The following is a 25,858-nucleotide window of genomic DNA, read 5'->3' as shown; positions in this document are numbered from 1 at the left end:
TTTATCCAGCAATTTAATGACCTGACTATAGACCGGCTGTCTTGTAAAACATGTACTTCTGCTCATATTACTACTGTTTTTTGCAACAAGCAAAGTAACAAAAGAGGCTGAAATCCTGCAAGAGGGTTTCAGCCTTATTTTTTAGTCATGTAAAACTTTTACCAGACAGCTATAATATAAAATGACTGCACCCTTTAGAAAACCATGAAGTTTCTAGGAGCGACACTAAGTTACATCTTATGATGCATGCTTAAAAGCCCTCTCTCGTATTAAACATCTTACTCTACATCAACAACCGAGTATTAGAGTAATTATAGCGAAATATCAAACAAGAATTCTCTATAAGAAAATTGCTAGTTTAAGATACTTGTTTTTTCTAGAAATAAAACGTGTTCTTTCCCTAAGAAATCACTACTTTTGCAGAGTTAAATCATTGCATAAATTACTATATACTACAGCTCATATAGACACATTTTCATGCATAGAAACAACCAATAACAAGCTAAATAAACTCACTTGACTACTTTTACCAACTAGATAAACCACCTTCATTGTCTTGATAGCAAGAACTTCGTCCTATGACATACCCTAAGATTTCTATATATATATCTTTTCTTCTAAGTTTCTTTTTTGGTTTCGCATTCACCCTATATTCTCAACAACCAACTTTTACCCTCGACAACCCTATAACTACAACTTCGCAATGTGCAAAGGATGGTAGTATTAAAGCCATCGTTAAGACTAAAACTCCGACTGACTTTATTTTCGAATACGCACTAACCCCAGAATACCCTAACGCACCCATTTTTCCTAATCAAAGTACACCTCTCTTTGAATTTCTCCCAGCAGGTAAATACACTCTTACTGTTATAGGACACGATCCTCACAAGCTAAGAAACGACATTGTAAGAAAAAATGAACATGTAGTAGTACAAGGAAACTACCAGGAAATGCTAGCAGACTATGTTCCTGCTTACTCGAGAGCTAGTTATACTACCTGTGCAACAGGTCAGATTTCTATACAAATACAACGTGGTAGACCGCCTTATCGTTATGAAATTACTAAAGCTCCTAATCCAAGCTATATAGGAAGAAGTGGCGTATTAGCAAAAGCGGGAACAATAACCCTACAGGAGGATGACTATCCAGCTGGAATGTATCAATTCACAGTTTCGGATGCATGTAGCTACACTAAAACAATCTCGTTTAACCTTGGAGAATTAACAGAACTCCCAAAATTTCGTTATGAGAACTCCAACTTATTCACGGCATACGCTCCCTATAATACAGCCGTCTCAAATGAATATTCTTGCGACAAACCCTTAGTAAAAATTCTATTTGATAATAAGACCCGCAACAATCGAGACTTAATGAAAACTATTAATGCTGGACTATTTGAAATCGGTATAGCAAAACCAGGAGAACAACCTACGAGTTGGACAACCTTCAAATACGAGAGTGAATATCCAGTAAGCATAGCCCCGTATAAGTTGAGCGATTATTACAATACACGTGGAAAACTACAAGTTTATGTTAGACTACGTCGCTGTCACAATATAATTTATACATCTCCAGCTCAATTTAGTTCTCCTACTTTAGAAAACCCTCAAATAACGAATAGCGCAAATTGTGGCTATAAGACTATAACTATAGCTCCTAATAAGCTATCAAGTGGACTATTCTGTTACCCTCTTACTTTGACAGCTCTAAAAGATGACGGAAGTAAACAAATTATTTATGGCCCCATTACAATAAATAAGCCAGGAGACAAAAGTGCGATCATTGAAATACCAATAGGAACCAAGTATAAAATTGATGTAAAGGATGCTAATGGGGTACAACGAGCCAGTTACCAAGGTGAGGCAAAAGGATATTTCAACCAATTAGGCTCAAAAAAAGATTATTGTGATGGTTGGCAAATAAACTTTGTTCCTGATTTAGTTAGCACATGCTCTCCTGTTAAAGTAGACATCATCGAAGAAGGCTCAACAATTCCTATTAAAAGTTACACCTTTACAAGTGCAACTCACCAACTCAGTCCTAGATTACTTTACAATAAAAACTATATTTTCCACGCCTACTTGGAGAATAACCCTTTAATTTCATACAAAGAAATCAAGAATAATTACAAAAGCCAACAAAAGCCCCAATTAGACAGAATTACCTATCAAATTAGTAACACCCCTAATCTTGCAATAGTTAGTGTACGAGAGTTATCGGCAGACCCCAAAATTCTCCGTCTTTATCGTAACAATGAACTTATAGCAGAAACGGATTCTAAAGGACAGACTGCAGCTTCTTTCAATAATATACAACTTCCTCCTGGCAATTATCGCATAGAAATCATAGACCCTATATGCGGCAATAGCGAAATCCCTTTCATGGCAAAAGGAGGGTATGAACTCAAAAACTTTAGTCTCACGACATCGATAAATTGCCATGGAGGTAAAGTAACACCTAGTGGAGTCATCTGTTTTGAAGGGAAACCTCAGCCTAATAATACAGTCTTCCGTATTCTATCCTTTAGTCCATCTAATCCATCGGTTTCCGCTGCGATAGACACCAGACTCTATAGAGCTGGAGAAGTTATACAACTACCTAACGATGGTGATTATGTCATATCTGCCCATTGGGAACAAACATACGATAGACGCTTTCCCGAATATTCACTTCTGGGGTCTGAGACGTTCCAGGTAAAACGGGAGCCTTTAGGACTTTCTCAACTTGATACATGGGCTTATACTTGCAATAAGCGTAGTATAGGACACATACTTGTGAAAGGGAAAGGAGGAACATTGCCTTATCGTTATGAATTATGGGACAAGAACAATACAAAGAAACTTGAAGATGCCACATACGAGTTAGGCACAAACGATGTAGCACACTTTGAATATGGTGCTGCAGGTGAACAATATACATTGCACATTATTGATGACTGCACTAACTTTATCCAAGCGATTACAATAGCCGACTATGAAACCTACAATATAGGGTCCACGCCACGTAGAGTACTATGTATAGGCGACGTAATAGAGTTACACGCTGTGCGCCTCCCAAACTATACATGGAAAGATCCTCAAGGACACGTTCTATCTCATAATCAAGATTGTACTATTACAGATGCACAAATTAGCAACTCTGGAAAATATACTATTGAAGTTACCATGCCCTACTGTAGTACCCCCATTAAAGGAGAAGTTGACATACAAGTTGTACCCTGTTTAGCGCCTATCAACCCACATTTAATGAACAAAGCAATGTAGGTATAATGTACTTGTCCGAAGTCGACAATAAGACTTCGGGCATTTTTTTATTTTCGTGTATATGCACTAGATGAAGGTTATAACAATTTACGCACAATAGCTTACAAGAGTAATCATTTTCCTAACAAATTATCCAACACATTCAAGAGAGTATCAGGTTTGCCGTCTCAAGTTTTCATGCTAGTTTCACCTAAGAAATAGAGCATTCTAGGGAGAACAATGAAGAAAAATGCACTTTTTCGAAAAAAAATCACCAAAACATTTGGAGGTTTCAGAAAAATGTTGTTCCTTTGCAATCGCAAACCGATAAGGAATGCACCACACGGGAAAGTGCTACACGGCTAGCTCCTTTCAAATCCTCCAGGGCTTGATCGCAGCAAAGGTAGTTAGTTGTAGCAGCGCGATGTGGTTAGCTTTCCCACCCGCCTCTTTAGCTCAGTTGGCCAGAGCACGTGATTTGTAATCTCGGGGTCGTTGGTTCGAATCCGACAAGAGGCTCCCCCAAACATCCAGCAGATATGCTGGATGTTTTTTTATATCTAGTAGCGCGATTAGCTGTAAACTTCTATCACTTGTGCATTCCGCCTTCATGCACTGCTAAAAATCTTTGAGCCAAAATTACTTTCCCCTTTTCTCTGTTATTCGTCTATTGGGCATGAATAATAGATAATCCAATCTAAAAGCATGCTATCTCAAAAAAAAAGAGTATTTTTGCACTCAGAGCAAATGGGGACACTTCTTAGCTCGCATAGTGTTTTTTCTCTGTATTTGAAAGCTCTCCATCGTTCATTCACCCTTCTGACTGTTATCTTTTATGCTCATTGATATTAAAGGCGCAAACATCTGTATTGACGACCAAAAGGTCCTTGAAAATGTAAACTTTCACGTGAACAACGGTGAGTTTGTCTACGTCATTGGTCGCGTAGGAAGTGGAAAGAGTTCGTTACTTCGAGCACTTTATGCAGAATGTGATGTGGTAGAAGGTGAAGCAAAGGTGCTTGATTTCGATTTACTCCAACTTAAAAACAAGCATCTTCCCGAACTACGTCGCCATCTGGGCATCGTATTCCAAGACTTTTCTTTGTTACAACACCACACAGTAAGACAAAACCTCGATTTTGTTCTCAGTGCCACAGGGTGGAAAGTCAAGTCAGAGCGAGAGTCTCGCATCCGTGAGGTATTAGACCAAGTGGAATTGTCACAGAAAATCAATAAATTCCCTCATGAACTCTCTGGTGGAGAACAGCAACGCGTAGCGATTGCTCGTGCCCTTCTCAACAAACCAGCACTTATTTTGGCGGATGAACCAACGGGAAACCTTGATATGGAAACGGGACAACGCATCCTCGAACTCCTCCGCTCACTTACTAATGAAGATACCGCTGTAGTGATGGTGACACACAATCGCACTTACCTCAACGCCTATCCAGGCACAGTTTACCAGTGTGCAGAGGGACACCTTATCAATGTGACCAAACAATTTGGTAACTCTGATATATAAGAGAAACAATCAGGGGGAGTCTTAAGAACTTGATGATAGGCTTATAAAGCGTCGAAGTTTATAATACCCTCTTTTAGCCATCCCTCACCCACTTTTTCAGATAACATCCATCAAACAGCACCCAAAAAAGCTATAGCTTCACAATATGAAAGTCTACAAATTTGGCGGCACCTCCGTTGGTTCGCCCGAAAGAATAAAAGAAGTATCTCGACTCATTACTGAAGATGGAGAACCTAAGATTGTGGTACTCTCAGCTATGAGTGGTACCACCAATAGTCTTGTTGAGATAGCTGATTACTTACGCAAAGGTAATCCTGAAGGTGCGAGCAACATGGTCAATAGACTTCACACCATCTATAAGCAGCATCTCCCTCTACTCTACTCTAAAGAAGAGACCACTACAAAGGTGCGTGAACGCCTTGACAATATTTTCTTACAACTACACGAGTTCCGCACGCGCGAGTTCAGTGAAGCTGATGAGAAAGCCATTCTAGCCCAAGGGGAAATTATGAGCACCAACATGGTGACAGAGTACCTAAAAGAGTGTGGTGTCAAAGCCATTCTTTTGCCTGCTCTTGACTACATGCGGTTAGATGTAAATGGAGAGCCTGACCTCCCTTATATCCGTGAGCGTTTGGCCTATTTGTTGGAGAAAAATCCTGACTATGACATCTACATCACCCAAGGATTCATCTGCCGCAATGCCGATGGCCAAATCGACAATCTCCAACGAGGTGGTTCAGACTACACAGCCTCTCTCATTGGAGCCGCTATTCGTGCCAATGAAATCCAAATTTGGACAGACATTGATGGGATGCACAACAACGACCCTCGCTTTGTAGAAGGCACAACTCCCGTGCGCCAACTCAGTTTTGAAGAAGCTGCAGAGCTCGCCTACTTTGGTGCAAAGATACTCCACCCCACTTGTGTTCAGCCAGCTCGCTATGCAGGAGTGCCAGTTCGTCTTAAAAACACCTTGGATGCCCAAGCACCAGGCACACTCATCAACAACGATTGCGAAGAAGGGCGCATTAAAGCAGTAGCAGCTAAAGACAACATCACGGTTATCAAGATAGTAAGTTCTCGCATGCTCTTAGCCACGGGCTTCATGTGCAGAGTCTTCAGCGTGTTCGACAAATATAAAACGAGCATAGATATGATTACCACCAGCGAAGTTGGGGTATCTCTTAGCATCGACAACACTAGCCACCTAGCTTCCATTGTAGACGAACTTAAAGAAGTAGGCACCGTAGTAGTCGACGAAGGCATGTGCATTGTCTGCGTAGTCGGCGATTTACGCTGGACCAATCGTGGCTTTGAAAGCGATGCCACACTTGCTCTTAAAAACATCCCCGTGCGCATGATTAGCTATGGAGGTTCCGACCACAACATTTCCTTCCTTGTTAGCATGGAACATAAACAAGCTGCTCTTCAAGCCCTACAAAAACACCTATTTTAGGATACAATCCAACCTCATAGCAAGACTATAAGGCATTTGTCCTTCTGAGCATTTCGTGGCTCTTAAGGACAAATGCTTTTCTATACTCCCAACCCCAAGGAGCCATAGTGGCCATTCCTTATAGCCCCCTCAACAGTACGATGAACATCTCCCGCTTTGCCCTGTGTGAAACTCCATTCTATTATTATAATCTTACCCTTCTCCAGCAAACACTTGATAGTATTACAGCCGCCACTGCCGATAGTCCCAACTTCCACGTCCATTATGCACTCAAAGCCTGTGTGGCTCATGAAGTATTACAGATTATTGCACAACATGGTTTTGGGGCAGATTGCGTGAGTGGTGGAGAAATAGAAATGGCCCACCAGCATGGTTTTGCAGCTAATGACATCGTTTTTGCAGGAGTAGGCAAGGCAGACTGGGAAATCCTTCGAGCACTAGATCTTGGAATTCAATGCTTTAATGTAGAGAGTTTGCCAGAACTTGAAATAATCAACGAATTGGCTGCCAGAAAAAATCTCGTAGCGCGAGTGGCATTCCGTATCAACCCCAATGTAGATGCACACACTCACGCTAAAATCACCACAGGGTTAAACGAAAACAAGTTTGGCCTTGCACTAGAAGATACTCTTCCTGCAATTCGTCGTGCTGCATCTCTTACTAATATCCAATTTATTGGACTTCATTTTCACATTGGAAGCCAAATCACCAAACTTGATTCCTACCGAGAGCTATGCATCCGAATCAATGAACTCCAATCTTCGCTTGAAGAAGAAGGCATCTTCGTTCCCACACTCAATGTGGGTGGAGGTCTAGGTGTGAATTATACAGCCCCCGATACTGAAGCTATTCCTGACTTTGCCAGCTATTTCACTATTTTCAAACAAGAACTTCAACTTCGCGAAGGCCAATCCGTGCATTTTGAGCTTGGACGCTCCATCGTTGCTCAATGTGGCAGCCTAATAAGTCGAGTACTATATGTCAAAGAAGGGCACTCCAAACGTTTCGTCATTGTTGATGCTGGTATGACTGACTTAATACGCCCAGCCATGTATGGTAGCACACACCAAATAGACAATCTTTCGCATCCAGAAGCTCCTAAGGCATCATTCGATGTGGTGGGGCCTATATGCGAAAGTAGCGACGTTTTTGCCACAGATTATGTGATGCCAACTCCGCAACGAGGCGACCTTTTAGCCTTCCGCTCAGCTGGAGCCTATGGTGAGATAATGGCTTCGCAATACAATTGTCGCCGCTTACCAGGTCACATCGCCGAATAACCCACTTTTATTCTTTCTTTATTCAACTCATCGCTTCCATCTTATCTAATATTCTTATCCATAATTAGCTAAGACGGAAGCGATTTTTCATCCCCCTCCTCTATGGCAGGAATCTACATTCATGTTCCTTTTTGCGAGAAGCGTTGCAGCTATTGCAGTTTCTATAGCACCATACATGGTAAAAAGGAGCGAGACGCCTATGTACATAGTCTTATCGCAGAAATGCAACATAGACAAACCAAAGACACTATTCAAACAGTATATCTGGGAGGAGGCACTCCATCTCAACTAGACACCGAAGAATTAGAGCAATGCTTTGAAGCTCTCCATCGCATCTTTCGCATCGCACCTGACGCTGAATATACTTTTGAAGCTAACCCAGATGACATCACCCTCGAAAAGGCTAGACATTTGGTACAACTAGGCATTAACCGGGTGAGCTTGGGGGTACAGAGTTTCAATGACACTCAACTCATAACAATCAACCGCCGCCACACAGCTCAACAAGCTAGAGCAGCCATTGACAACGTACATGAAGCTGGGATAAAAAATCTCAGCATCGACCTCATGTTCGGCCTTCCGCAACAATCTCTCGAGGATTGGCAGTGGGAACTAGAACAAGCATTTTCTCTTGACATCCAACATCTCTCTGCCTACGCCCTTACTTATGAAGAGGGCACACCACTCTATTATGATCGCGCAAGAGGGAAAGTAGAGGAATGTGATGAAGACACCTCCCTAGCCATGTTTCGTTTCCTCTCAGATAGAGCTCAGATAGCGGGTTTTGAACAATATGAAATAGCTAATTTTGCCAAAACCGGCTTCCGCTCTCGCCACAATTCAAATTATTGGAAAGGCCTTTCCTATTTAGGATTTGGCCCAGGTGCGCATTCTTATGACGGACACTCTATCCGCCGCTTCAACGAACACAAACTTCGCGCCTACAACGCTGCAAGCACATTGAAAGCACCTTTTGCGGACGTCCCCCATCAGATAGAGACACTCACTACAGATGAACGATATGACGAAATGATTCTCACAAGATTACGCACTCGAGAAGGCGTCAATCTGGAAGAACTTGACGATAAACGTAAATCTTATCTTCTACGAACAGCACAGCCATTTCTAGAGCGCGAACTTCTCATAATCACATCAGACCAACGTTTGCAACTCACCCATGCTGGCATTTTTGTTTCAGATGATATCATGAGTGAACTTATGTGGCCGTAGTTATGCCAACAAACAATATAGCGCAATTGTTCTGTAAAATTGTGATAAAACGTCACCACCTTTCCTAGAAAATACTTGCAAGGAATGGTAGAATAGGTTACTTTTGCGAGCATCGACCCATAAAATGCTATACAAATGGAAAAGAAAATAGTTCTAGCACTCTTTTTATCAGCCTTCCTTGCCCAAGGCAAGGCTAGTAACGTCGCAGGGACAGCACACCCCATGACCTCAGCTCCAAGCCTAGCATCGGTAACTCAACCCGTAGATTTGACCACCGCAGCTGAAGTTGCCACACAGTCAGTGGTTTATATCAAGGTGTCTAGCACCAGTCGCCAAACACAAATGCAAGATATCGATCCATTTTCCGATTTCTTCGGTGATTTTTTCGGACGTGGACAACGAAGTCCTCAGCAACGACAAGCTCCCAAACGCAGTGGTGCTGGCTCAGGTGTCATCCTCTCTGCAGATGGCTACATTGTCACCAACAACCACGTAGTGGAAGATGCAGACGAAATCCTAGTAAAACTCAATGATAATCGAGAATATAAAGGACGCATCATTGGTCTAGACAAGAGTACTGACCTCGCACTACTTAAAATAGAAGCAAAAGATTTGAAACCCGTAACAGTGGGCAGTAGCGAGAGCCTAAAAGTTGGTGAATGGGTTCTTGCCATTGGCAATCCTTATGGTTTCACCTCTACAGTTACGGCTGGCATCGTCAGTGCAAAAGCCCGATCACTCCAAGGTAACACTACTATGGAGAGCTTCATTCAGACTGATGCTGCTATCAACCCTGGCAATTCTGGAGGAGCACTCGTCAACGTAAAAGGTGAATTAGTAGGAATCAATGCTATGCTATATTCACAAACAGGCTCTTATTCAGGATATGGCTTTGCTATTCCCACCACCATAATGAACAAGGTGGTAAAGGATCTTAGAGAATTTGGTGCTGTGCAGCGAGCTCTCATCGGAGTTGCGGGCACAGACGTATCAAGCTATATTGATGCTCAAAAGGAGAAAGGGAAAGAAGCTGATTTAGGTGTACTTAATGGATTCTATATCGAAGAAGTTTCTGCTGACGGTGCTGCTGAAGAAGCAGGTCTAAAGCGCGGAGATGTCATCACAGAAATAGATGGTGCCAAAGTCGAAAAGTTTGGCAATCTCCAAGAAATCATGGCAGCTCACCGTCCTGGTGATAAGATACGTATTACCTATGTACGTAAGAAAAAGACATACACTGCCACTCTCACGTTGCGTAATGTTCAAGGCACAACGTCAAAGATTGAAAGCGTGGACACTGAATCCATGGGTGCTGCTCTCCGTCCCCTCACTGATGCAGAAAAATCAGAGTTAGGCTTGAAGAATGGTATCATTGTTAGCAGTATAAAGGCTGGTAAACTCCAAGATGCAGGGCTTTCTAAAGGCATCATCATCACCCAAGTGAATGACAAAGTCATTAACTCGGTATCCGATTTCGAAGAAGCCGTGAAAGTTGCCAATATGAGTACCGATCGTGTGCTGTGGATTCGTGCTAAGACACAAAGTGGGCTCAACCGCTCTTACACAGTTGAACTAGGCGAATCCCAAATTACCACGAAGAAAAGGAAATAGTGCTTAGACCGAGTCCCCCTATTTCTATTTTTTAGGACTATAGCAAGAGAGAAACTTCTAAAGAGTTTCTCTCATTTTGTGTCTTACTGCATATAACCACTCTTGCGTGCCTTCCTTTCACGAGATTTTTCATACTCATTCTTCCCTCGCTTTTAACACTGAGATAATAGATATACATTGCTCGTCAAACTCACTCCAACTTATAAGACAGCCTACAATCTTCTTTTCCTCCTTTGTTCCCTCAATAATTATCTCATCTATAGCGGTTAAGTCAGAGTTTCTAGACATGTGCCCCATGAAGTCCGAGTATGTTTTCCGAAGAAAATCAAATTATCTCCGAGTAATAGCTGGGAAATGTCCGAGATGTTTCGGAAAATGTCGGAGATGTTCCAACTTCCCTTGGAGCATATCTCAAAATTCATCAACGTTCACTTGAAGATTCTACTAAATAATCGTGAAATCATACCTCATTAGACACACGAATTTGTCTTGATGATTCGTGATTTTAACACTTTAGTTCATAACAAAGATGCTTAAAGATAATCGCATTAATATACCACTTATGCTTAACCTTCCCATACGAGGATGCTCTATATTCTAACAGGCCTATCATAAATCAGTGCCTACTCCAAAATACGTCCTAAAATGTTTTGCACCCTCACCAGAAATGTGTAAATTTGCACCCTAAATAGTGTATCATGAAGAAGACTCTCCTCCTGCTGCTTCTCATGGTTGCGGTTCTCGCATCATGCTCCGACTATGAAAAGTTGCTGCAATCTAGCGATTACACCCAAAGATACGAAGCAGCGAAACAATACTACTATGCTGGTAGCTATACCAAGGCTAGTACACTGCTCACCGACCTCATCGCTGGTGCTAAAGGAACGGACCGCGCCGAAGAAGCTCTTTTCTTACTTGGAATGTCTGCCTACCGCGACAAAGAATACAGTGCAGCTGCAGGCTATTTCAAGAAGTATTATGAGACCTATCCCCGTGGATACTATGTGCAGGAAGCTCACTTTTATTCAGGATTAGCCTTGTATGAAAATACTCCCGAGCCAGAATTGGATCAAAGTGACACATATAAAGCAATCACTGAATTCCAAAAGTTCACGGAAGATTTCCCAGATAGCAGATACCGCAAGGAAGCTACGCGTCTCATCTTTGTGATGCAGGACAAGCTCATCGAGAAAGAATACGCAGCTGCAAAACTGTATTTCGATTTAGGCACCTACTTTGGAACTAGTAGTAGCAGCAGTAGCGGTAACAACTATGAGGCATGTGTAGTGACAGCGCAAAATGCCATCAGTGATTTTCCTTATAGTGAACGGCGAGAAGACTTTGCTATCCTCATCCTTCGTGCCAAGTTTGAACTAGCAGAACAAAGTGTAGAGTCCAAAAAGACAGAACGTTTCCAAAACGCCATTGACGAGTACTATGGTTTCGTCAATGAATATCCGAAATCTAAGTTCTTACCTAAAGCTACTCTACTCTTCAATCGTGCCAAAGCCTTTATGGCGAAACCACAAAACATAGCACAATCTTAAGGGTCGTCATAAAGATTATTGTACTTTCTCCCAATATTGCATCTAAAAATACTCTATATACATCATGGACTACAAGAAGTCAAAAGCTCCCACCAACACTGTGACTCACAATCTCATGGATTTGGCCGAAGATACAGGCAATCTCTATGAAAGCTTGGTGATCATAGCTAAACGTGCCAACCAAATCTCGGCACAAATGAAAGAGGATCTCAACAAAAAACTGAAAGAGTTTGCCTCTAGCAATGACAATCTCGAAGAGACTTTTGAGAACCGTGAGCAAATTGAAATCTCACGTTACTACGAACGTCTACCTAAGGCAACTTTGATTGCTGCTGATGAATTCCTTCGCGGTAAGGTTTACTTCAAAAACCCTAATAAGGAACGTAATCAACAGCTTAATAAAGACTAAACAGTAGTCCCTACTGTCCTATCGAGAAGAAGGTCTTTCGGTGTCGTCATTGACCTGAAAGACCTTTCATGTTTCCAACTCATTATACAGGAAGCTTGTAAGCTCCTTTTATGCTATGTTAGAATGCCCTTTTCCCTAGGATTATGATGCAATGCATCATTGATATTTTCTAGCATAGCCCAATTGAATGAGCAGAATAGTATTTCCTTATCCTACAGACTTATCATTATTCTCCATGATTCAACGTATCCAATCTATCTATCTCCTTCTAGCCATCACAGTTTTGACCCTCACATTTTTCCTTCCCGTTTGGGCTTGGAGTATTGGCACAGAAGTACAAAGTAGCTATTTACTCTACAATTATGGTATCAGCACCTCGCAGCCAGGTTATTCAGCTCCTATGCTCTACCCCGTTGTCCTGAGTTTCTTTGCTGCACTTTCCATAGTTCTTTATGGTTGGTCTTTCTTCTCTTTCAGAAAGTTGGGTAAAGCCATTACTCTCGTTGTATTAGCACTTTTCAGTACAGTAGCTTATTTGGCTTTTCTAGGTTTCATTATCTATGATATGAGCACCACTCAGCAACTATCGGGCAATATACCTCAGCTGGGTACCCTATTCCCCGCCATCGCCTTTGTACTAGGCATTATGGCTTTGCGTGCAATGCGTCGTGACCAAGCTCTACTCCGCTCTGCTGATCGCATCCGTTAAGACTTACCTCACAATAGATACAAATCACACTTCCTTAGATGCTTATGCAGAGCTTCTGCGAAGAGCAATCTAGGCAAGGCTTTGTTTAAAGGAATCTTACGCAATGAATAAAGTAATGCTCATTGGCAACGTGGGCAAAGACCCTGAAATACGTTACATCGACAATGGAGTCTGCACCGCTAAGGTGGTCTTAGCTACAAATACTCCTGGCTATACTCTCCCCAATGGTACTCAGGTGCCAGATCGTGCCGAATGGCATAATCTCCTTTTCTGGAGAAAAATAGCAGAGGTGGTGGAACGCTATGTGAGAAAAGGCGACAAACTATACGTAGAAGGAGAGCTACGAACTCGTAACTACACAGATCATCAAGGTATTGTGCGCTACATCACAGAAATATGGGTGAACAACATGGAGATGCTTACTCCGAAAAGCCAAAGTTCTACAGCTAATACTCCTTCTACTCCTGAAGCCTCAAAAACAGAAGCCCCATTTTAAGGCTACAGATTATACGGGCTTTGGTGTTTGAAGACTTCTGCATCGCATTATTGTTTCATGGACTGATTGAGGTTTATGCCTAAATATACTTCTCTTTCTTCCCGCAGTGCCAACATTTGGTTGTGGCAACTCACAGAGTCGCCCGAGCAATTGTTGGCACTGTTGCCCACTCACCTTGACTACGCTTCGCAAGTGCAACAATTTCGTTCTATGCAACGTCAGCGTGAGTGGTTAGCTACTCGACTGCTCATGCATGATATACTGGGCGACAACATAGGGATAGCATATAACGAACATGGTGCTCCTTTTCTCGTCAGCCAAGAGGATTATGCTTCACTTGAGGACATACGTTTCAAACCAAATGAAAAAAGGGTGTTCCCAACTTTAAGCATCTCTCACTCTCACCAATGGGTGGCCATAGCCTTAGGAACAAATTTACAGCCTATAGGATTAGACTTAGAAGTTATCAGCGAGAAGGCAGCACGGGTGCAACACAAGTTCTTATCCGCAGAAGAGCAACGGCTACTCTCTCCTACCCTTACTCCCACAGCATTATGGTGCGCCAAAGAAGCAACCTATAAGTTATGCAATCATCCTGGCCTTCTTTTTCTAGATCAAATGAGATTATACTACAAAGATGGCCAAATCATGGTGGAGTTGCCCACTTTACAGAGGGATGTACTCATTGAAGCTGGGCGTTTCATGGACTGCGCCTTTGCAGTTGCACAATTTGCAGAGTGAATTGTCGTTGTGGGTCTAGATTTATGACACAACCACATAGAAAAAGCATTGAAGAAACTAGAATATTTCTTCAATGCTTTTTAGATTATCCCTTATCTCAGTAATAGAGCAGCTCCAACTTGAGGAGTATAGGTTGGAGGCAGATTGTTCCATTTATACAATTTATGGAGTTTAATACCATATCGTTGAGCAATGCTATACATAGATTCACCTGCTACAACTACATGATAAGTATCACGAATAGGCTTGGCTACGCGACTTTTCTTCTTAGTGAGATAAACGACTTCTCCACGTGTCAATTGATAATGCTTATCCACCTCATTATAATTGCGAAGCTTACGCTCTGAAAGCCGCATATCTCGGGCTATACTCTCAAACGAATCTCCTGGACCAACCACAACATAAACGAGGTCATTGCAGAGATATAGACGTCGTGCAGCTAGTTCTGCCCTTTGTTCGATTTCTCTTTGGTAATGGCTCTCATGGCTGCGCTGATAACGATCGTACTGTACCAAGTCGTATCGTTCTATGACTCCTATGAGCAACTCTGCATATCTGGGATTTGTGGCATAACCACACTCTTTCAATCCTCTCGCCCATCCCCGATAATCATATAAATCGAGAAAAAAAAGTGGGCTATAACGTCTGCGCCCAACTAAGAAGAGCGAATGGTCCTCATAACTCTCTGCTACAGAAGTATATTTTCTAAATTGCTCATTAGGGGCATCGTCTGTGCGTAAGACAAAAGGTCCCGTCCATGTGCCCCCAGTTTTAATACCAAAATGATTATTGGCTTGGGTTGCCAACGTTGAGCGACCAGCATTACTCTCTAGGAGACCTTGTGCCAAGGTTATACTCGCTGGGATACGATAGCGCAACATTTGATCTATAGCCATGGACTTATACGTCTCGATATACTGACGATAAGCCTCTGCTTGGGCAAAGACAGACAAGTGGCTCAAACAAAGAACCACGCAATATAGTAAAATTCGATGCATGCGATAGGTGTTAGAACTACAAAGTTACGATTTTCCGAAGAAGATATACGTACTCTTGATTGTAAAATATGCAAAGCTCACAAGTAGACACCGAATTATGGCAACACTTTAAGGATAACAACTGTTAGAACCCATAAAAGCTTTCCCAAAAAGCGACTAGTCTGAGGTATAGCGTATCTCTTTAGTCACCTTCTGGGAAAGCTAAATGGTAGATTTAATGGGAAAACATTTTGTAGATGAACGCGGTATTAGTTGAGCGGCTGAGTCATATCTTCAGGACGTACCCATGTATCAAATTCCTTCTCCGTGACGTACCCCAAACGCACAGCTTCTTCTTTCAAAGTCGTCCCATTCTTATGCGCTGTTTGAGCTATTTCTGCTGCTTTGTAATATCCAATCTTTGTATTGAGAGCAGTTACAAGCATCAAACTATTATTGAGCAATTCTTTAATGCGCGAATGATTTGGCTCGATTCCAACGACAAGATGTTCTGTGAACGATACAGCTGCATCGCCTAGGAGTTGAGCACTATGCAGAAAATTAGCAGCCATTACTGGTTTAAAAACATTAAGTTCGAAATGTCCTTGCATTCCTCCAACCGTAATTGCGGCATCATTACCAATCACCTGAGCGCAAACCATTGTCAGCGCCTCGGCCTGCGTTGGATTCACCTTACCGGGCATAATAGAAGAGCCTGGCTCATTGGCTGGAATAATAATTTCACCAATTCCACTTCTAGGGCCAGAAGCAAGAAGACGAATGTCATTTGCGATCTTATTCAAAGAAACAGCCACTTGCTTCAAAGCACCATGGGTTTCTACAACAGCATCGTGGGCCGCAAGTGCTTCAAATTTATTCTCAGCTGTCACAAAAGGTAGCCCCGTAAACTTAGCAATGTAACGCGCAACAGTAACGTCATAATCTTTAGGGGTGTTGAGTCCTGTTCCGACAGCAGTACCTCCTAAGGCTAACTCAGAGAGATGAGGCAAAGTGTGTTCTATAGCCCGAATACCGTGACCTACTTGAGCCGCATAACCACTAAACTCTTGCCCCAAAGTTAAGGGGGTTGCATCCATTAAGTGCGTTCGTCCTATCTTCACGACCTCTTTCATTGCCTCAGCTTTGGCTTCCAGGGCAGTTTGGAGCTTACGCAAGCCAGGAAGTGTCACTTCCACTATCTTTTTGTAGCAAGCAATGTGCATTCCTGTAGGGAAGGTGTCATTAGAAGACTGAGATTTATTCACATCATCATTCGGAAGTAACGTCTTCTCTCCCTCTCCAATGACTTTTCCTGCTAACTGATGAGCACGGTTTGCAATGACTTCATTGACGTTCATGTTGCTTTGCGTGCCAGAACCTGTTTGCCAAATCACTAGTGGGAACTGATCGTAGAGTTTGCCATCAAGGATTTCATCGCAAACCTGTGCAATGAGATCACGCTTTTCTACAGAGAGGACTCCCAGAGCATGATTAGCATAGGCGGCACCTTTTTTGAGGAAAGCAAAACCTTCTATGATTTCGTGTGGCATCGATGCAGGGATTCCAATCTTGAAATTATTGCGAGAGCGTTCTGTTTGTGCACCCCAAAGTTTGTCGGCAGGTACTTTTACCTCACCTAGGGTGTCTTTCTCAATGCGATATTCCATAACTTGTTGTTTTAAGATATTTGAGAATCAAGGTGTAAATCTACTTTTTTTCGAGATACAAGTATTAAAAAGGAGCTAGGTTGTGACTATTCCACACAAGGCAAACAACATAGGCGACTGAGTTGCCTCAGTCGCCTATTATAAATAATTGAAATCGATGGAGACAATGTCGCATTAGAACTTCTTAGAAATCTATTGCTGATTTGCCTATGTCCTTCGATTATGATAAATGCGTCGGGGCGACAGGATTCGAACCTGCGACCCCCTGGTCCCAAACCAGGTGCGCTACCAACTGCGCTACGCCCCGCGGTTATCTTTAACCGAGTGCAAAAGTACGGATAATTTACTAATCTACCAAATTTATTGAGACATTTCTTTCAGAAACTACTCAAATTTGATGGCTTTCGAGGGTTGAATACGCGATACCATATAGCTAGGAAGTACTAATGCCAAGGTTGTAAGTACTAAAGTTCCGACATTCACTAAACCTAAAGCCCAAACATTTATCTCAACTGGCACTGTTTCTACATAGTAATTAGCAGGATCTAAGTGTATAAATCCAAACCTTTGCTGCGCAAACAACAAGCTTAGAGCCACTATATCTCCAATTACTAAGCCACGTACAATGATGAACCCTGCAAAATGAAGGAAAACATTGCGAATCTTGGTATTGGTTGCTCCCATTGCTTTTAGGACACCTATTGTTTGCGTACGTTCTAGAATGAGAATAAACAAACCACTCACCATTGTAAAGCCAGATACACACAGCATCAAGACTAAAATCACAATCATATTAAAGTCTAGCAATTGCAGCCATGAGAAGACTGAGGCATAATGCTCGACTATACTGAAAGCCTTACGGTCTTTTGAGCTTTCATCATTGAGTTGTTTGCAAAGACTTTCCACTTGTGGCAGCGTTTGCTCTATAGATTCCATCCCTTTCAAACGTACTTCAATGACACTAGCCTCATCTCCTTCCCAATGATTGAGCTTGCGCACCGTATTGAGGTCTGAGATGACGAAAGTTTTATCAAAGATTGCCATATTGGACTGGTATATGCCGCACACTTTGAAACGACGCATCTTGATGGTTTCTTCAAAGAAATAGGCAAATACTCGATCACCAACTTTCAAATTCAGCTCGTCTGCCTGCCGGCGTGACAAAAGAATCTCATTACTCGCCGAGGACACGCTCCCCTCTTCAGCATTAGACGAACGGCCCTCTTCCCTCACACGCTTAGGCAAACGACCTTCCACTAAACTACTAGCGAGAAAAGTGGTATCATAGTCCGATGGAATACCTTTTAGAGTGATGCCCATATAGTCATTCTTGGTCTTCAAAATTCCCATCTTTTGTGCTATGGGCGACACACTACGCACTTCTGGCAAACTCTTCAGCCCTTTCAGCAAAGAAGCATCAGCATGAACCGGATAAGCATCGGGAGCTGCCAATGAACTTACATCAAGTATCTCAATGTGACTCCCAAATCCTTCCACCTTTTTAGTGATTACTTGCTTAAATCCTAGAATGATGCAGACTGAGAGTAGCATCACAATGAGGCCAATAGCCACTCCTGTAGTGGCTATTGTGGTGGTGAGATGAGAAGCACGGCGTTGCTCAGCACCTACATTGCTAAAGAATCGCCGTGCAACAAAGAAAGGAAAATTCATAGCATCCTAATTCTTTATTGTGACATATTTCCTTATTCAATGGACAATCCCTATTATCTTCTAATGAAGATTATGATAAGCAGTCTATGGGATACAACCGCTTAGGCTTCCACTCGGCCAGGATAGGCCTCTAAAGCATGTTTAAGCACCACAAGTGCACGAGCTAAATCTTCTTTATTGAGAACGTACGCTATACGCACTTGGTCTTTTCCTGCTCCAGGCGTGGTATAGAATCCAGCAGCTGGGGCAAGCATCACTGTTTCTCCTTCATAGTTGAAGTCACTTAAGCACCAAGCGCAAAATTTCTCAGCATCATCTACTGGAAGACGAGCTACAGTATAAAAGGCTCCCATAGGAATAGGGCTATACACACCAGGAATTCGATTCAAGCCGTCTATCAAGCAATTTCGACGTTCCACATATTCGTCGTACATTTCACGCATATACTCTTTAGGAGTGTCAATTGATGCTTCTGCTACTAATTGACCTAAAAGAGGAGGAGACAAACGAGCTTGGCAGAATTTCATGACTGCATTGCGCACTTCCTTGTTCTTCGTGATGAGTGCTCCCACTCTAATACCACATTCTGAGTATCGCTTCGATACAGAATCAATAAGCACGACATTCTGCTCCACATCTTCTAAATGACACGCACTAATATACGGTGACCCCGTGTAGATAAACTCACGATACACCTCATCAGAGAAGAGATAAAGATCATATTTCTTGACAAGATCTCGGATTTGGTTCATCTCACGTCGGGTATAGAGATAGCCCGTAGGGTTGTTTGGGTTGCAAATTAAGATAGCTCGCGTGTGTTCGTTAATAAGTTCTTCAAACTTCTCCACAGCTGGTAAAGCAAAACCATCTTCTATTGTAGTGGGAATCGTACGAATCTTCGCCCCAGCCGAGATAGCGAAAGCCATATAATTGGCATACGCAGGCTCAGGTACTATAATCTCGTCACCAGGATTCAGACACGAGAGAAAAGCAAAGAGTACCGCTTCTGACCCTCCTGTAGTGATGATAATATCATCAACAGTAAGGTCAATATCGTAAGCAGCATAATACTTCACCAACTTCTTTCGATAAGAAAGAAATCCTTGAGAAGGAGAATATTCTAGGACACTGCGATCTATATTGCGCAACACCTCTAACCCAATCTTTGGAGTTTTGAGGTCAGGCTGTCCAATGTTGAGATGATAAATCTTGGTGCCACGTGCTTCCGCTTCCGTGGCTAGAGGGGCCAATTTTCGGATGGGCGATTGCGGCATCTCTATGGCGCGTTCTGATATGTGTGGCATGTGCAAATGTTTATTTGATATTCACGAAATGCTTTTGGGAGTGCACGACACACTCTGCCTTAACAATCTACAATATGAAGAAGAACAAAACAACGACGTGCGGAGAGAAATAAATTAAATCGTCAAGTCCAACAATCAATTCTTTTCTAGCAGAGAAGGCAAAATCCATTTGACTCTACATCAACTCCAGTCTTCCTATTCAATATTCTATTTACTCGTCAGCCTTCTTCTTTTTATCTTTGAACACCGACAAGAAAGACTTTGGTGTAGGTGTTTCAAAGTGCAAAGGTTCATTAGTGATGGGATGATAAAAGTCCAAACGATAAGCATGAAGACACAAACGTCCTACGGGATCATCTCCATCTCCATACTTAATATCCCCACACACTGGATGTCCCAAATCCTGAAGGTGTACACGAATTTGGTTCTTACGGCCAGTTTCTAACTTGAGTTCAACGAGCGAATAGCCATTTCCCGTACGCAACGTGCGAAAATGTGTAAGCGCATACTTACCACCGTTGTCTGTGGGCGAAGAATAGGTGACATAAGCCTTATTATCTTTAAGCCAGCTCTCTACAACTCCCTTCTTTTGTTGCATTTCTCCCGAAGCTAAGGCGTAATAACGGCGGTCTGTTACGATTTGTCGCCAATTATGTTCGAGTATTTGCTCCGCCTCTATGGTTTTAGCATAAACCAAAAGGCCTGAAGTATCACGATCTAGGCGATGCACCACATGGGCTGTGCATTTTTGGCGCGACTTGCGAAAGTACTCATCAAGCACCGTTTTAACACAAAATTGTCCCTGAGTAGAAGCCATCGACAGAATACCGATATTCTTTTCGATTACAATGATTTGCGCATCTTCATAGACGATTTTCAAGAACTTGCTTTGGAATTGAGTGCGAGGCTTCTGCTTAGAAATCTCCACCATCATACCTGGCTGAAGCAGAAAATCATGCTGTGACACGTTTTTCTTATCCACTCTCACCCCACCACCTGCAAGAATGGCTTTGGCTTTTGAGCGACTTATACCGTCAAGACACTGCATAACGTAAGGCAGAAGCTCCATAGCTTCGCGTACTTTGAAGAAGGTATATTTAGGTTTGCGTGGATTGAACATGTTAATATAGGGCTAGTTTTGACTAAGCAAAGATACTATTTGATATTGGAAACAACAAATAAAATGACCATCATTCCCCGATTAGTGTTAAAAATGCATGTATAAGCTCATTATTCTTCGCGTTTGTCTACCGATTCTACTGAGTTTTCTATATCTTTGCGTTATACATCCACATAAAATATCGACTATTATGAACAAGATAGCCCTTACTTGCATTGCCCTTTGCGCTAGCTTAGCTGCAATGGCTCAAGACGATGTCTACTTTGTGCCCACCAAGAAGGCCATTCAAAAGGAACGTGAGGCGAATTTGGGCTATAGCCAAAGTCGAGTCTACGAAGTTCCTGCTGAATCATTTGAACACGACAACTGGGCTGCTGGACGTAGCAATGGTAATCGTAGTGTAGATGAATATAATCGTCGCACTTCACGCTATGGCCGTGGCAAAGACTCCTTACGCAACTCACGCTCTCGCTATGAGGAAGATGCTCCATATACAGCCACTAGTCGCATTGTTCGTTTTCGCTCTCCTGGCATCACCATCGTCACTTCTCCTTATTACTACGACTACTACGATTTCGTAAGCTACGACCCATGGATAGACGATTGGGCATGGGGAGGATGGCGCACCAGTTTTGATCCTTTCTATTATAATCGTTGGGGTGGCTGGTACTCACCATGGAGTTTCTCCTACAACTATTGGGGCAGCCCTTGGCGTTATGGCTGGTACGACAACTATTGGCACTATGGTTGGGGATCACCTTACTATTATGGTGGCTGGTACTCTCCTTACTACTACGATTATCCTCGTTGGTATAGCTATTCACGTCCTGCGCACAGCATCACCTATGGCACTACCACAGGTCGCGAATCACGCGGTGGAGTATTCAATAGTTCAACCAATGACTGGGGACGTGGTGTAGTTTATGGCAATACTCGTTCTAATGCAAACTACCACCGCGATAATTCCAACTATAACTATGGAGCTGGAGCTTCGTATCGTGGCAGCCGCGTGAACACAGATCGCATGAACCGTGGCAATGATCCACGCTATAACAACTCTACACGCAGCAACGACTACGATCGCTCTGGTTCTTCTGGCAACACCAATACCTACCAAGGCACTTACCAGCGCAGTGGCAGCGTGTTTGGCAGTGGAAACTACAATGGGGGTGGCAATTCTGGTAGCACACGCTCTGGAGGTAGCTATTCATCAGGTGGCGGTTATTCAGGTGGTGGTGGCTACTCTGGCGGCAATAGCGGAGGTAGCACACGCCAAGGAGGCAGCATTGTTGGTGGACGTCGATAATTCCTTCACCGAAACAGGTGGTTGGGCATCTCTTCCTCCTCTAAGACTATCTCCTCTCCCCCTACTCTATACTAAACTCACTCACTCTTGTTTCCCACGAGACAGAGTGAACAATAAGCAGATTCTATGAAGAAGCTATATATCTCCGCTGCTCTTGTCAGTGCCTTGGCTGCACTACCTGCGACAGCTCAGGACATCTACAAAATAGAACAATTATCGAGCACCGATCTCAATGGTGATGCTCGCTACATCGGCATGGGGGGGGCCATGAGTGCTCTTGGTGCCAACCTCTCCGCTATGAGCACTAACCCTGCATCCTCTGCTCTTTACCGTAAATCAGACTTCTCTGCCACAGCAAGTTTGCTCAATCAAAGCAACCGCGCAGATAACCTCAGCAACTCTTCTGTAAACAATACAAAAGCAAGTCTAGACCAAATGGGGTTTGTCTATTCCCTTTATCTCGATGGTGGCAATCTCCGTTTTGTGAACATGGGCTTCAACTATAAAAAGTCCAAGAACTTCTCCACCAACGGGCTACTGCATATGGTGCCTATGCCTACGGGCAACAATCTTTCTCAGTCCTTGCTTATGCGCCAACTGGCACAAACGGGAAACGGCTGGCTAGACTTGGGCAACTCTGGCGGACGTGCTAGCACGTCTCCCTACGCCAATTTGGGATATGAGGTGTTTATGATCGACCCGGTGCGTGATCAGAACAAACGTGTCACTGATTACAAACACAGTCAGGCAGATGCTTACCACCAAAGCCGACAAAATGAAGGAGGAATCCAAGCCTATGACTTCAACTTGGCTTTCAACTTCAACGATCGTTTCTATTTTGGCGCGAACCTCGGTGTTTACAGCGTGAACTACGAATCGTGGGGCAATTACGAGGAGCAAAACCTGCGTGAAGATGGCAGCTATTTCACCAGTGCTTCTGGCGAACGCAAAACTTTCATCATGAAACACTACGAACAAATCATGGGATCTGGTGTAGATGCAAAGTTTGGAGCCATCGTTCGCCCATTTGCGGAAAGCAACTTCCGTCTAGGTCTCAGCGTAACCACACCTACTCTCTATTCACTAGAGACTAACAATCGACTTCACATGTCATCCCCTTATGGACATACTGACACCAAGACCAACACTTACTACGAATACACCGAAAACCAAATTTCGGTGAGCAACGACTACCGAATTGTAGCCCCCTGGAAAGTAAACTTTAGCCTTGGTACTACGATTGGACGCCGTGTAGCATTGGGAGTAGAATATGAAATCGTGGACCACACCACAGCACAAGCTCGTGTGGTAGACGACAACTACGAAGCGTTTGAATGGAGCACTGGTCGCCAAGATGATGCTCTCCAAAATGAGATTGACACTCACCTTCGTGATATTCACACCCTTCGATTGGGTATGGAGGTACTAGCAACCCCAAATTTTTCCGTTCGCGCTGGTTACAACTTTGTGTCAAGTCCGTTTGCAAAGAATGCCTACCTAAATATGCTCGTAAATGGACAATCTCGTCGCTATTCTACAGCTCCTGATTACATCAACTACGGCAACACACATCGTGCCACTTTTGGTGTGGGATACCACACTGGAGGCTTTTATCTAGATGCAGCCTTCCTTTATCAGCTCCAATCTGCTGATATGTACGCGTTCCACTACAATCGTGCCCCTCACGCCACAGCCAATGAGCTTCCCGCCCAACATCTCAATTTACGCCGCAGCACGTTCACACTAACTGCTGGCTTCCGCTTTTAAACAAAGTAATATTTACTACAACTGCTCCCCCGTAGATTCTAACCGAACCTATGGGGGAGCAGCCGATTTGTAGTCTGCCCCAATACTCACAAACATTGTTTCGGACTCGCAAATTTCAGGAAACTTAGCACAAATCAAAGCTTGATTTTAACACTCTATTTTCTCTATTGTAGAATCTGCTACAATCTACGTCAATCTCACACTACTTACATCCTAAGTAATCATATCATGGAGCTAAGATTTCACACTCCCCTAACGACCTTATCTACATTTTCCCTATCTGTCCACACTATTGTGGTCGATTTTCTTCCTATTTTTCTCCCTGAAATCTCCTATATTTTAGATGAAAAACTCCGACTTAAACTAAAATATCTCGGAGATATTTTATAAAATCTCCGAGATATTCCTTCTTATCATAGACGAACATCTTTCCACTATACTACATAGCTTCTATCACCAAAGAAAGTTGTTTGCTAAGAACACAGAAAACTCCTCCAAAAAATCATCTACGATTTAACAGTTCTATCGCCGGCTCACGAAACAAGCCAGCTACACGAAAAAAAAACGATGTTGCAAGCTTACTTGAGAATCATTTAATTGTACTCGACCTTTCGACCCGAACCAAAGATCATAAGGATATCTCTAAGTCAGAACTTAAACTCTACAACTTATCTGCGTAAGCAGCGATGGCACGTTCCGCAGTTTTGATGGCCTCCTCCAAGGGGAAAGGTAATTCCCCTCCAGCCGCATTGAAGTGCCCTCCACCATTGAAGAATTCCGCAGCAAGAGCATTGGCAGGAAAATCATCAACACTGCGCACAGAGATGCGGACAACCTCCTTCTCTGTATCTTCTCTCAGGCTAATGCTCAGACGCATCCCCTTAACTTTGAGAGGTTCATTGACTAATCCTTCTGCATCACCACGAATATAATGGAAACGGCTCATCTCTTCGCGCGTAATCGTGAAGATGCTGGCACGACTATCCTCATAGAACTTAAGCTTTTCAGTGAGAATATAAGAAAAGAAACGAAGACGATTTTCCGACCATGTATTATTAACATTGCGGTTGATTTTGTCCTTGTCAATTCCTTTGGTCAGAAGATGGGCTATGATAATAAAAATCTCTGGGTCGTTAGACGCATAAGAGAAGCCTCCAGTGTCGGTCATCATGCCACAATAGATGCAAGCTGCCGTGCTACGTGTCATTTTCTCAAACCCTCCTAACTGATAGATGAGTTTGAAAACCAATTCACATGTGCTACTTGCTTTAGGTTCCGAAATGATGAACTGTGCACACGAAGTATCGGGATGCTCATGGTGGTCTATCATGATGCGTTTCGCCTTGCTACGCTCTATAACAGGGGCAAAATCTTGCAACCGATGGAGGGCATTGAAGTCGAGTAAGCAAATGAGATCGGCATTTTGCACTGCTTGTGTTGCCGCAGAGCGCATTTCATCTTTAGAATAATAGAGCACTCGCTTCGCGCCTGGCAGCCAGCGTAAGAAGTCTGGACAAGGAGTGGGTAGCACTACAGTGACACGCTTGCCCAACTGCATAAGATAATCTGCCCATGCCAAGGTTGATCCCATAGCATCACCATCAGGACCTCGGTGGGCTGTGATTACCACATTGCGCGCATCCTTGAGAATGCTCATAAACTTCAATAATTCGGCAGGCGAGAGAAGAGGGGAAATTTCCATAAAAGGAGTCTATAATATGAGTCATGCCCCACAAAGGGCAAGTCAAGTGAGAGTTAAGCAACGACGAAAAGCCTAACTCTTGTTCTATACAATAAGGG

Annotated in this window: 19 protein-coding genes and 2 tRNA genes; 14 read left to right on the top strand and 7 right to left on the bottom strand. The window is 43.0% G+C overall.

Features of this window, described 5'->3' with window-relative positions:
• Window positions 1–578: 578 nt before the first annotated feature.
• The 12 genes from HMPREF9999_RS06010 to HMPREF9999_RS05955 all read left to right on the top strand — a co-directional run bounded on the left by HMPREF9999_RS06010 (window position 579) and on the right by HMPREF9999_RS05955 (window position 14,246).
• Window positions 579–3,263, top strand: coding sequence for a hypothetical protein (locus tag HMPREF9999_RS06010; RefSeq protein ID WP_009437611.1), 2,685 nt, complete (start codon window positions 579–581; stop codon window positions 3,261–3,263).
• 424 nt (window positions 3,264–3,687) lie between these two features.
• Window positions 3,688–3,761 (top strand) — tRNA-Thr (locus HMPREF9999_RS06005).
• 316 nt (window positions 3,762–4,077) lie between these two features.
• Window positions 4,078–4,764, top strand: coding sequence for a cell division ATP-binding protein FtsE (locus HMPREF9999_RS06000; protein ID WP_009437610.1), 687 nt, complete (start codon window positions 4,078–4,080; stop codon window positions 4,762–4,764).
• Between the two features lie 145 nt (window positions 4,765–4,909).
• Entirely contained in the window at window positions 4,910–6,223 is a 1,314-nt protein-coding gene (locus tag HMPREF9999_RS05995) for an aspartate kinase (RefSeq protein ID WP_009437609.1), read from the top strand.
• Between the two features lie 140 nt (window positions 6,224–6,363).
• Window positions 6,364–7,503, top strand: a complete 1,140-nt coding sequence (gene lysA / locus HMPREF9999_RS05990; RefSeq protein ID WP_044063299.1) for a diaminopimelate decarboxylase — start codon at window positions 6,364–6,366, stop codon at window positions 7,501–7,503.
• A gap of 102 nt (window positions 7,504–7,605) precedes the next feature.
• Complete coding sequence (gene hemW, locus HMPREF9999_RS05985) at window positions 7,606–8,733, top strand: radical SAM family heme chaperone HemW (protein ID WP_009437606.1); 1,128 nt, start codon at window positions 7,606–7,608, stop codon at window positions 8,731–8,733.
• Between the two features lie 135 nt (window positions 8,734–8,868).
• Window positions 8,869–10,344 carry a Do family serine endopeptidase gene (locus HMPREF9999_RS05980; RefSeq protein ID WP_009437605.1) on the top strand — a complete coding sequence of 492 codons (1,476 nt, stop codon included), beginning with the start codon at window positions 8,869–8,871 and terminating at the stop codon, window positions 10,342–10,344.
• A gap of 698 nt (window positions 10,345–11,042) precedes the next feature.
• Window positions 11,043–11,891 (top strand): outer membrane protein assembly factor BamD, encoded by an 849-nt coding sequence (locus tag HMPREF9999_RS05975; RefSeq protein ID WP_009437603.1) that lies wholly within the window; start codon window positions 11,043–11,045, stop codon window positions 11,889–11,891.
• Between the two features lie 64 nt (window positions 11,892–11,955).
• Window positions 11,956–12,300: a DNA-directed RNA polymerase subunit omega gene (locus tag HMPREF9999_RS05970; RefSeq protein WP_009437602.1), complete on the top strand. Its 345-nt coding sequence runs from the start codon at window positions 11,956–11,958 to the stop codon at window positions 12,298–12,300.
• Between the two features lie 235 nt (window positions 12,301–12,535).
• On the top strand, window positions 12,536–13,009 hold the full coding sequence (locus HMPREF9999_RS05965; protein WP_009437601.1) for a DUF4293 domain-containing protein: 474 nt from the start codon (window positions 12,536–12,538) through the stop codon (window positions 13,007–13,009).
• A 103-nt stretch (window positions 13,010–13,112) separates the two neighbouring features.
• Window positions 13,113–13,505 carry a single-stranded DNA-binding protein gene (locus tag HMPREF9999_RS05960; RefSeq protein WP_009437600.1) on the top strand — a complete coding sequence of 131 codons (393 nt, stop codon included), beginning with the start codon at window positions 13,113–13,115 and terminating at the stop codon, window positions 13,503–13,505.
• Between the two features lie 75 nt (window positions 13,506–13,580).
• A complete protein-coding gene (locus tag HMPREF9999_RS05955) occupies window positions 13,581–14,246 on the top strand; it encodes a 4'-phosphopantetheinyl transferase family protein (protein ID WP_009437599.1) in 666 nt (221 codons plus the stop codon).
• Window positions 14,247–14,338: 92 nt separating this feature from the next.
• On the opposite strand, the gene HMPREF9999_RS05950 is transcribed toward HMPREF9999_RS05955, so the two are convergent.
• The 6 genes from HMPREF9999_RS05950 to HMPREF9999_RS05925 all read right to left on the bottom strand — a co-directional run bounded on the left by HMPREF9999_RS05950 (window position 14,339) and on the right by HMPREF9999_RS05925 (window position 20,985).
• Window positions 14,339–15,244 (bottom strand): glucosaminidase domain-containing protein, encoded by a 906-nt coding sequence (locus HMPREF9999_RS05950; RefSeq protein ID WP_044063230.1) that lies wholly within the window; start codon window positions 15,242–15,244, stop codon window positions 14,339–14,341.
• A gap of 248 nt (window positions 15,245–15,492) precedes the next feature.
• Entirely contained in the window at window positions 15,493–16,890 is a 1,398-nt protein-coding gene (fumC, locus tag HMPREF9999_RS05945; RefSeq protein WP_009437597.1) for a class II fumarate hydratase, read from the bottom strand.
• A 234-nt stretch (window positions 16,891–17,124) separates the two neighbouring features.
• A tRNA-Pro gene (locus HMPREF9999_RS05940) sits at window positions 17,125–17,197 on the bottom strand.
• Between the two features lie 77 nt (window positions 17,198–17,274).
• Window positions 17,275–18,561: an ABC transporter permease gene (locus HMPREF9999_RS05935; RefSeq protein WP_009437596.1), complete on the bottom strand. Its 1,287-nt coding sequence runs from the start codon at window positions 18,559–18,561 to the stop codon at window positions 17,275–17,277.
• 101 nt (window positions 18,562–18,662) lie between these two features.
• On the bottom strand, window positions 18,663–19,865 hold the full coding sequence (locus HMPREF9999_RS05930) for a pyridoxal phosphate-dependent aminotransferase (RefSeq protein ID WP_009437595.1): 1,203 nt from the start codon (window positions 19,863–19,865) through the stop codon (window positions 18,663–18,665).
• Between the two features lie 211 nt (window positions 19,866–20,076).
• Window positions 20,077–20,985: an RluA family pseudouridine synthase gene (locus HMPREF9999_RS05925; protein ID WP_009437593.1), complete on the bottom strand. Its 909-nt coding sequence runs from the start codon at window positions 20,983–20,985 to the stop codon at window positions 20,077–20,079.
• A 190-nt stretch (window positions 20,986–21,175) separates the two neighbouring features.
• On the opposite strand from HMPREF9999_RS05925, the gene HMPREF9999_RS05920 reads away from it, so the two are divergent.
• Together HMPREF9999_RS05920 and HMPREF9999_RS05915 are read left to right on the top strand one after the other, a co-directional pair.
• A complete protein-coding gene (locus HMPREF9999_RS05920; RefSeq protein ID WP_009437592.1) occupies window positions 21,176–22,291 on the top strand; it encodes a hypothetical protein in 1,116 nt (371 codons plus the stop codon).
• Between the two features lie 126 nt (window positions 22,292–22,417).
• Window positions 22,418–24,058 carry an OmpP1/FadL family transporter gene (locus HMPREF9999_RS05915; RefSeq protein WP_009437591.1) on the top strand — a complete coding sequence of 547 codons (1,641 nt, stop codon included), beginning with the start codon at window positions 22,418–22,420 and terminating at the stop codon, window positions 24,056–24,058.
• 661 nt (window positions 24,059–24,719) lie between these two features.
• Here the strand turns inward: HMPREF9999_RS05915 and HMPREF9999_RS05910 are convergent.
• The gene (locus HMPREF9999_RS05910; RefSeq protein ID WP_009437589.1) at window positions 24,720–25,760 is read right to left on the bottom strand and encodes a DHH family phosphoesterase; all 1,041 of its coding nucleotides are present in this window, start codon (window positions 25,758–25,760) and stop codon (window positions 24,720–24,722) included.
• Window positions 25,761–25,858 lie beyond the last annotated feature (98 nt).

Origin of the sequence: Alloprevotella sp. oral taxon 473 str. F0040 (assembly GCF_000318095.2) — a bacterium.
Taxonomy (GTDB): domain Bacteria; phylum Bacteroidota; class Bacteroidia; order Bacteroidales; family Bacteroidaceae; genus Alloprevotella.
The sequence above is the reverse complement of the archived record's forward strand: the minus strand, read 5'-3'. Positions and strand labels throughout refer to the sequence as shown.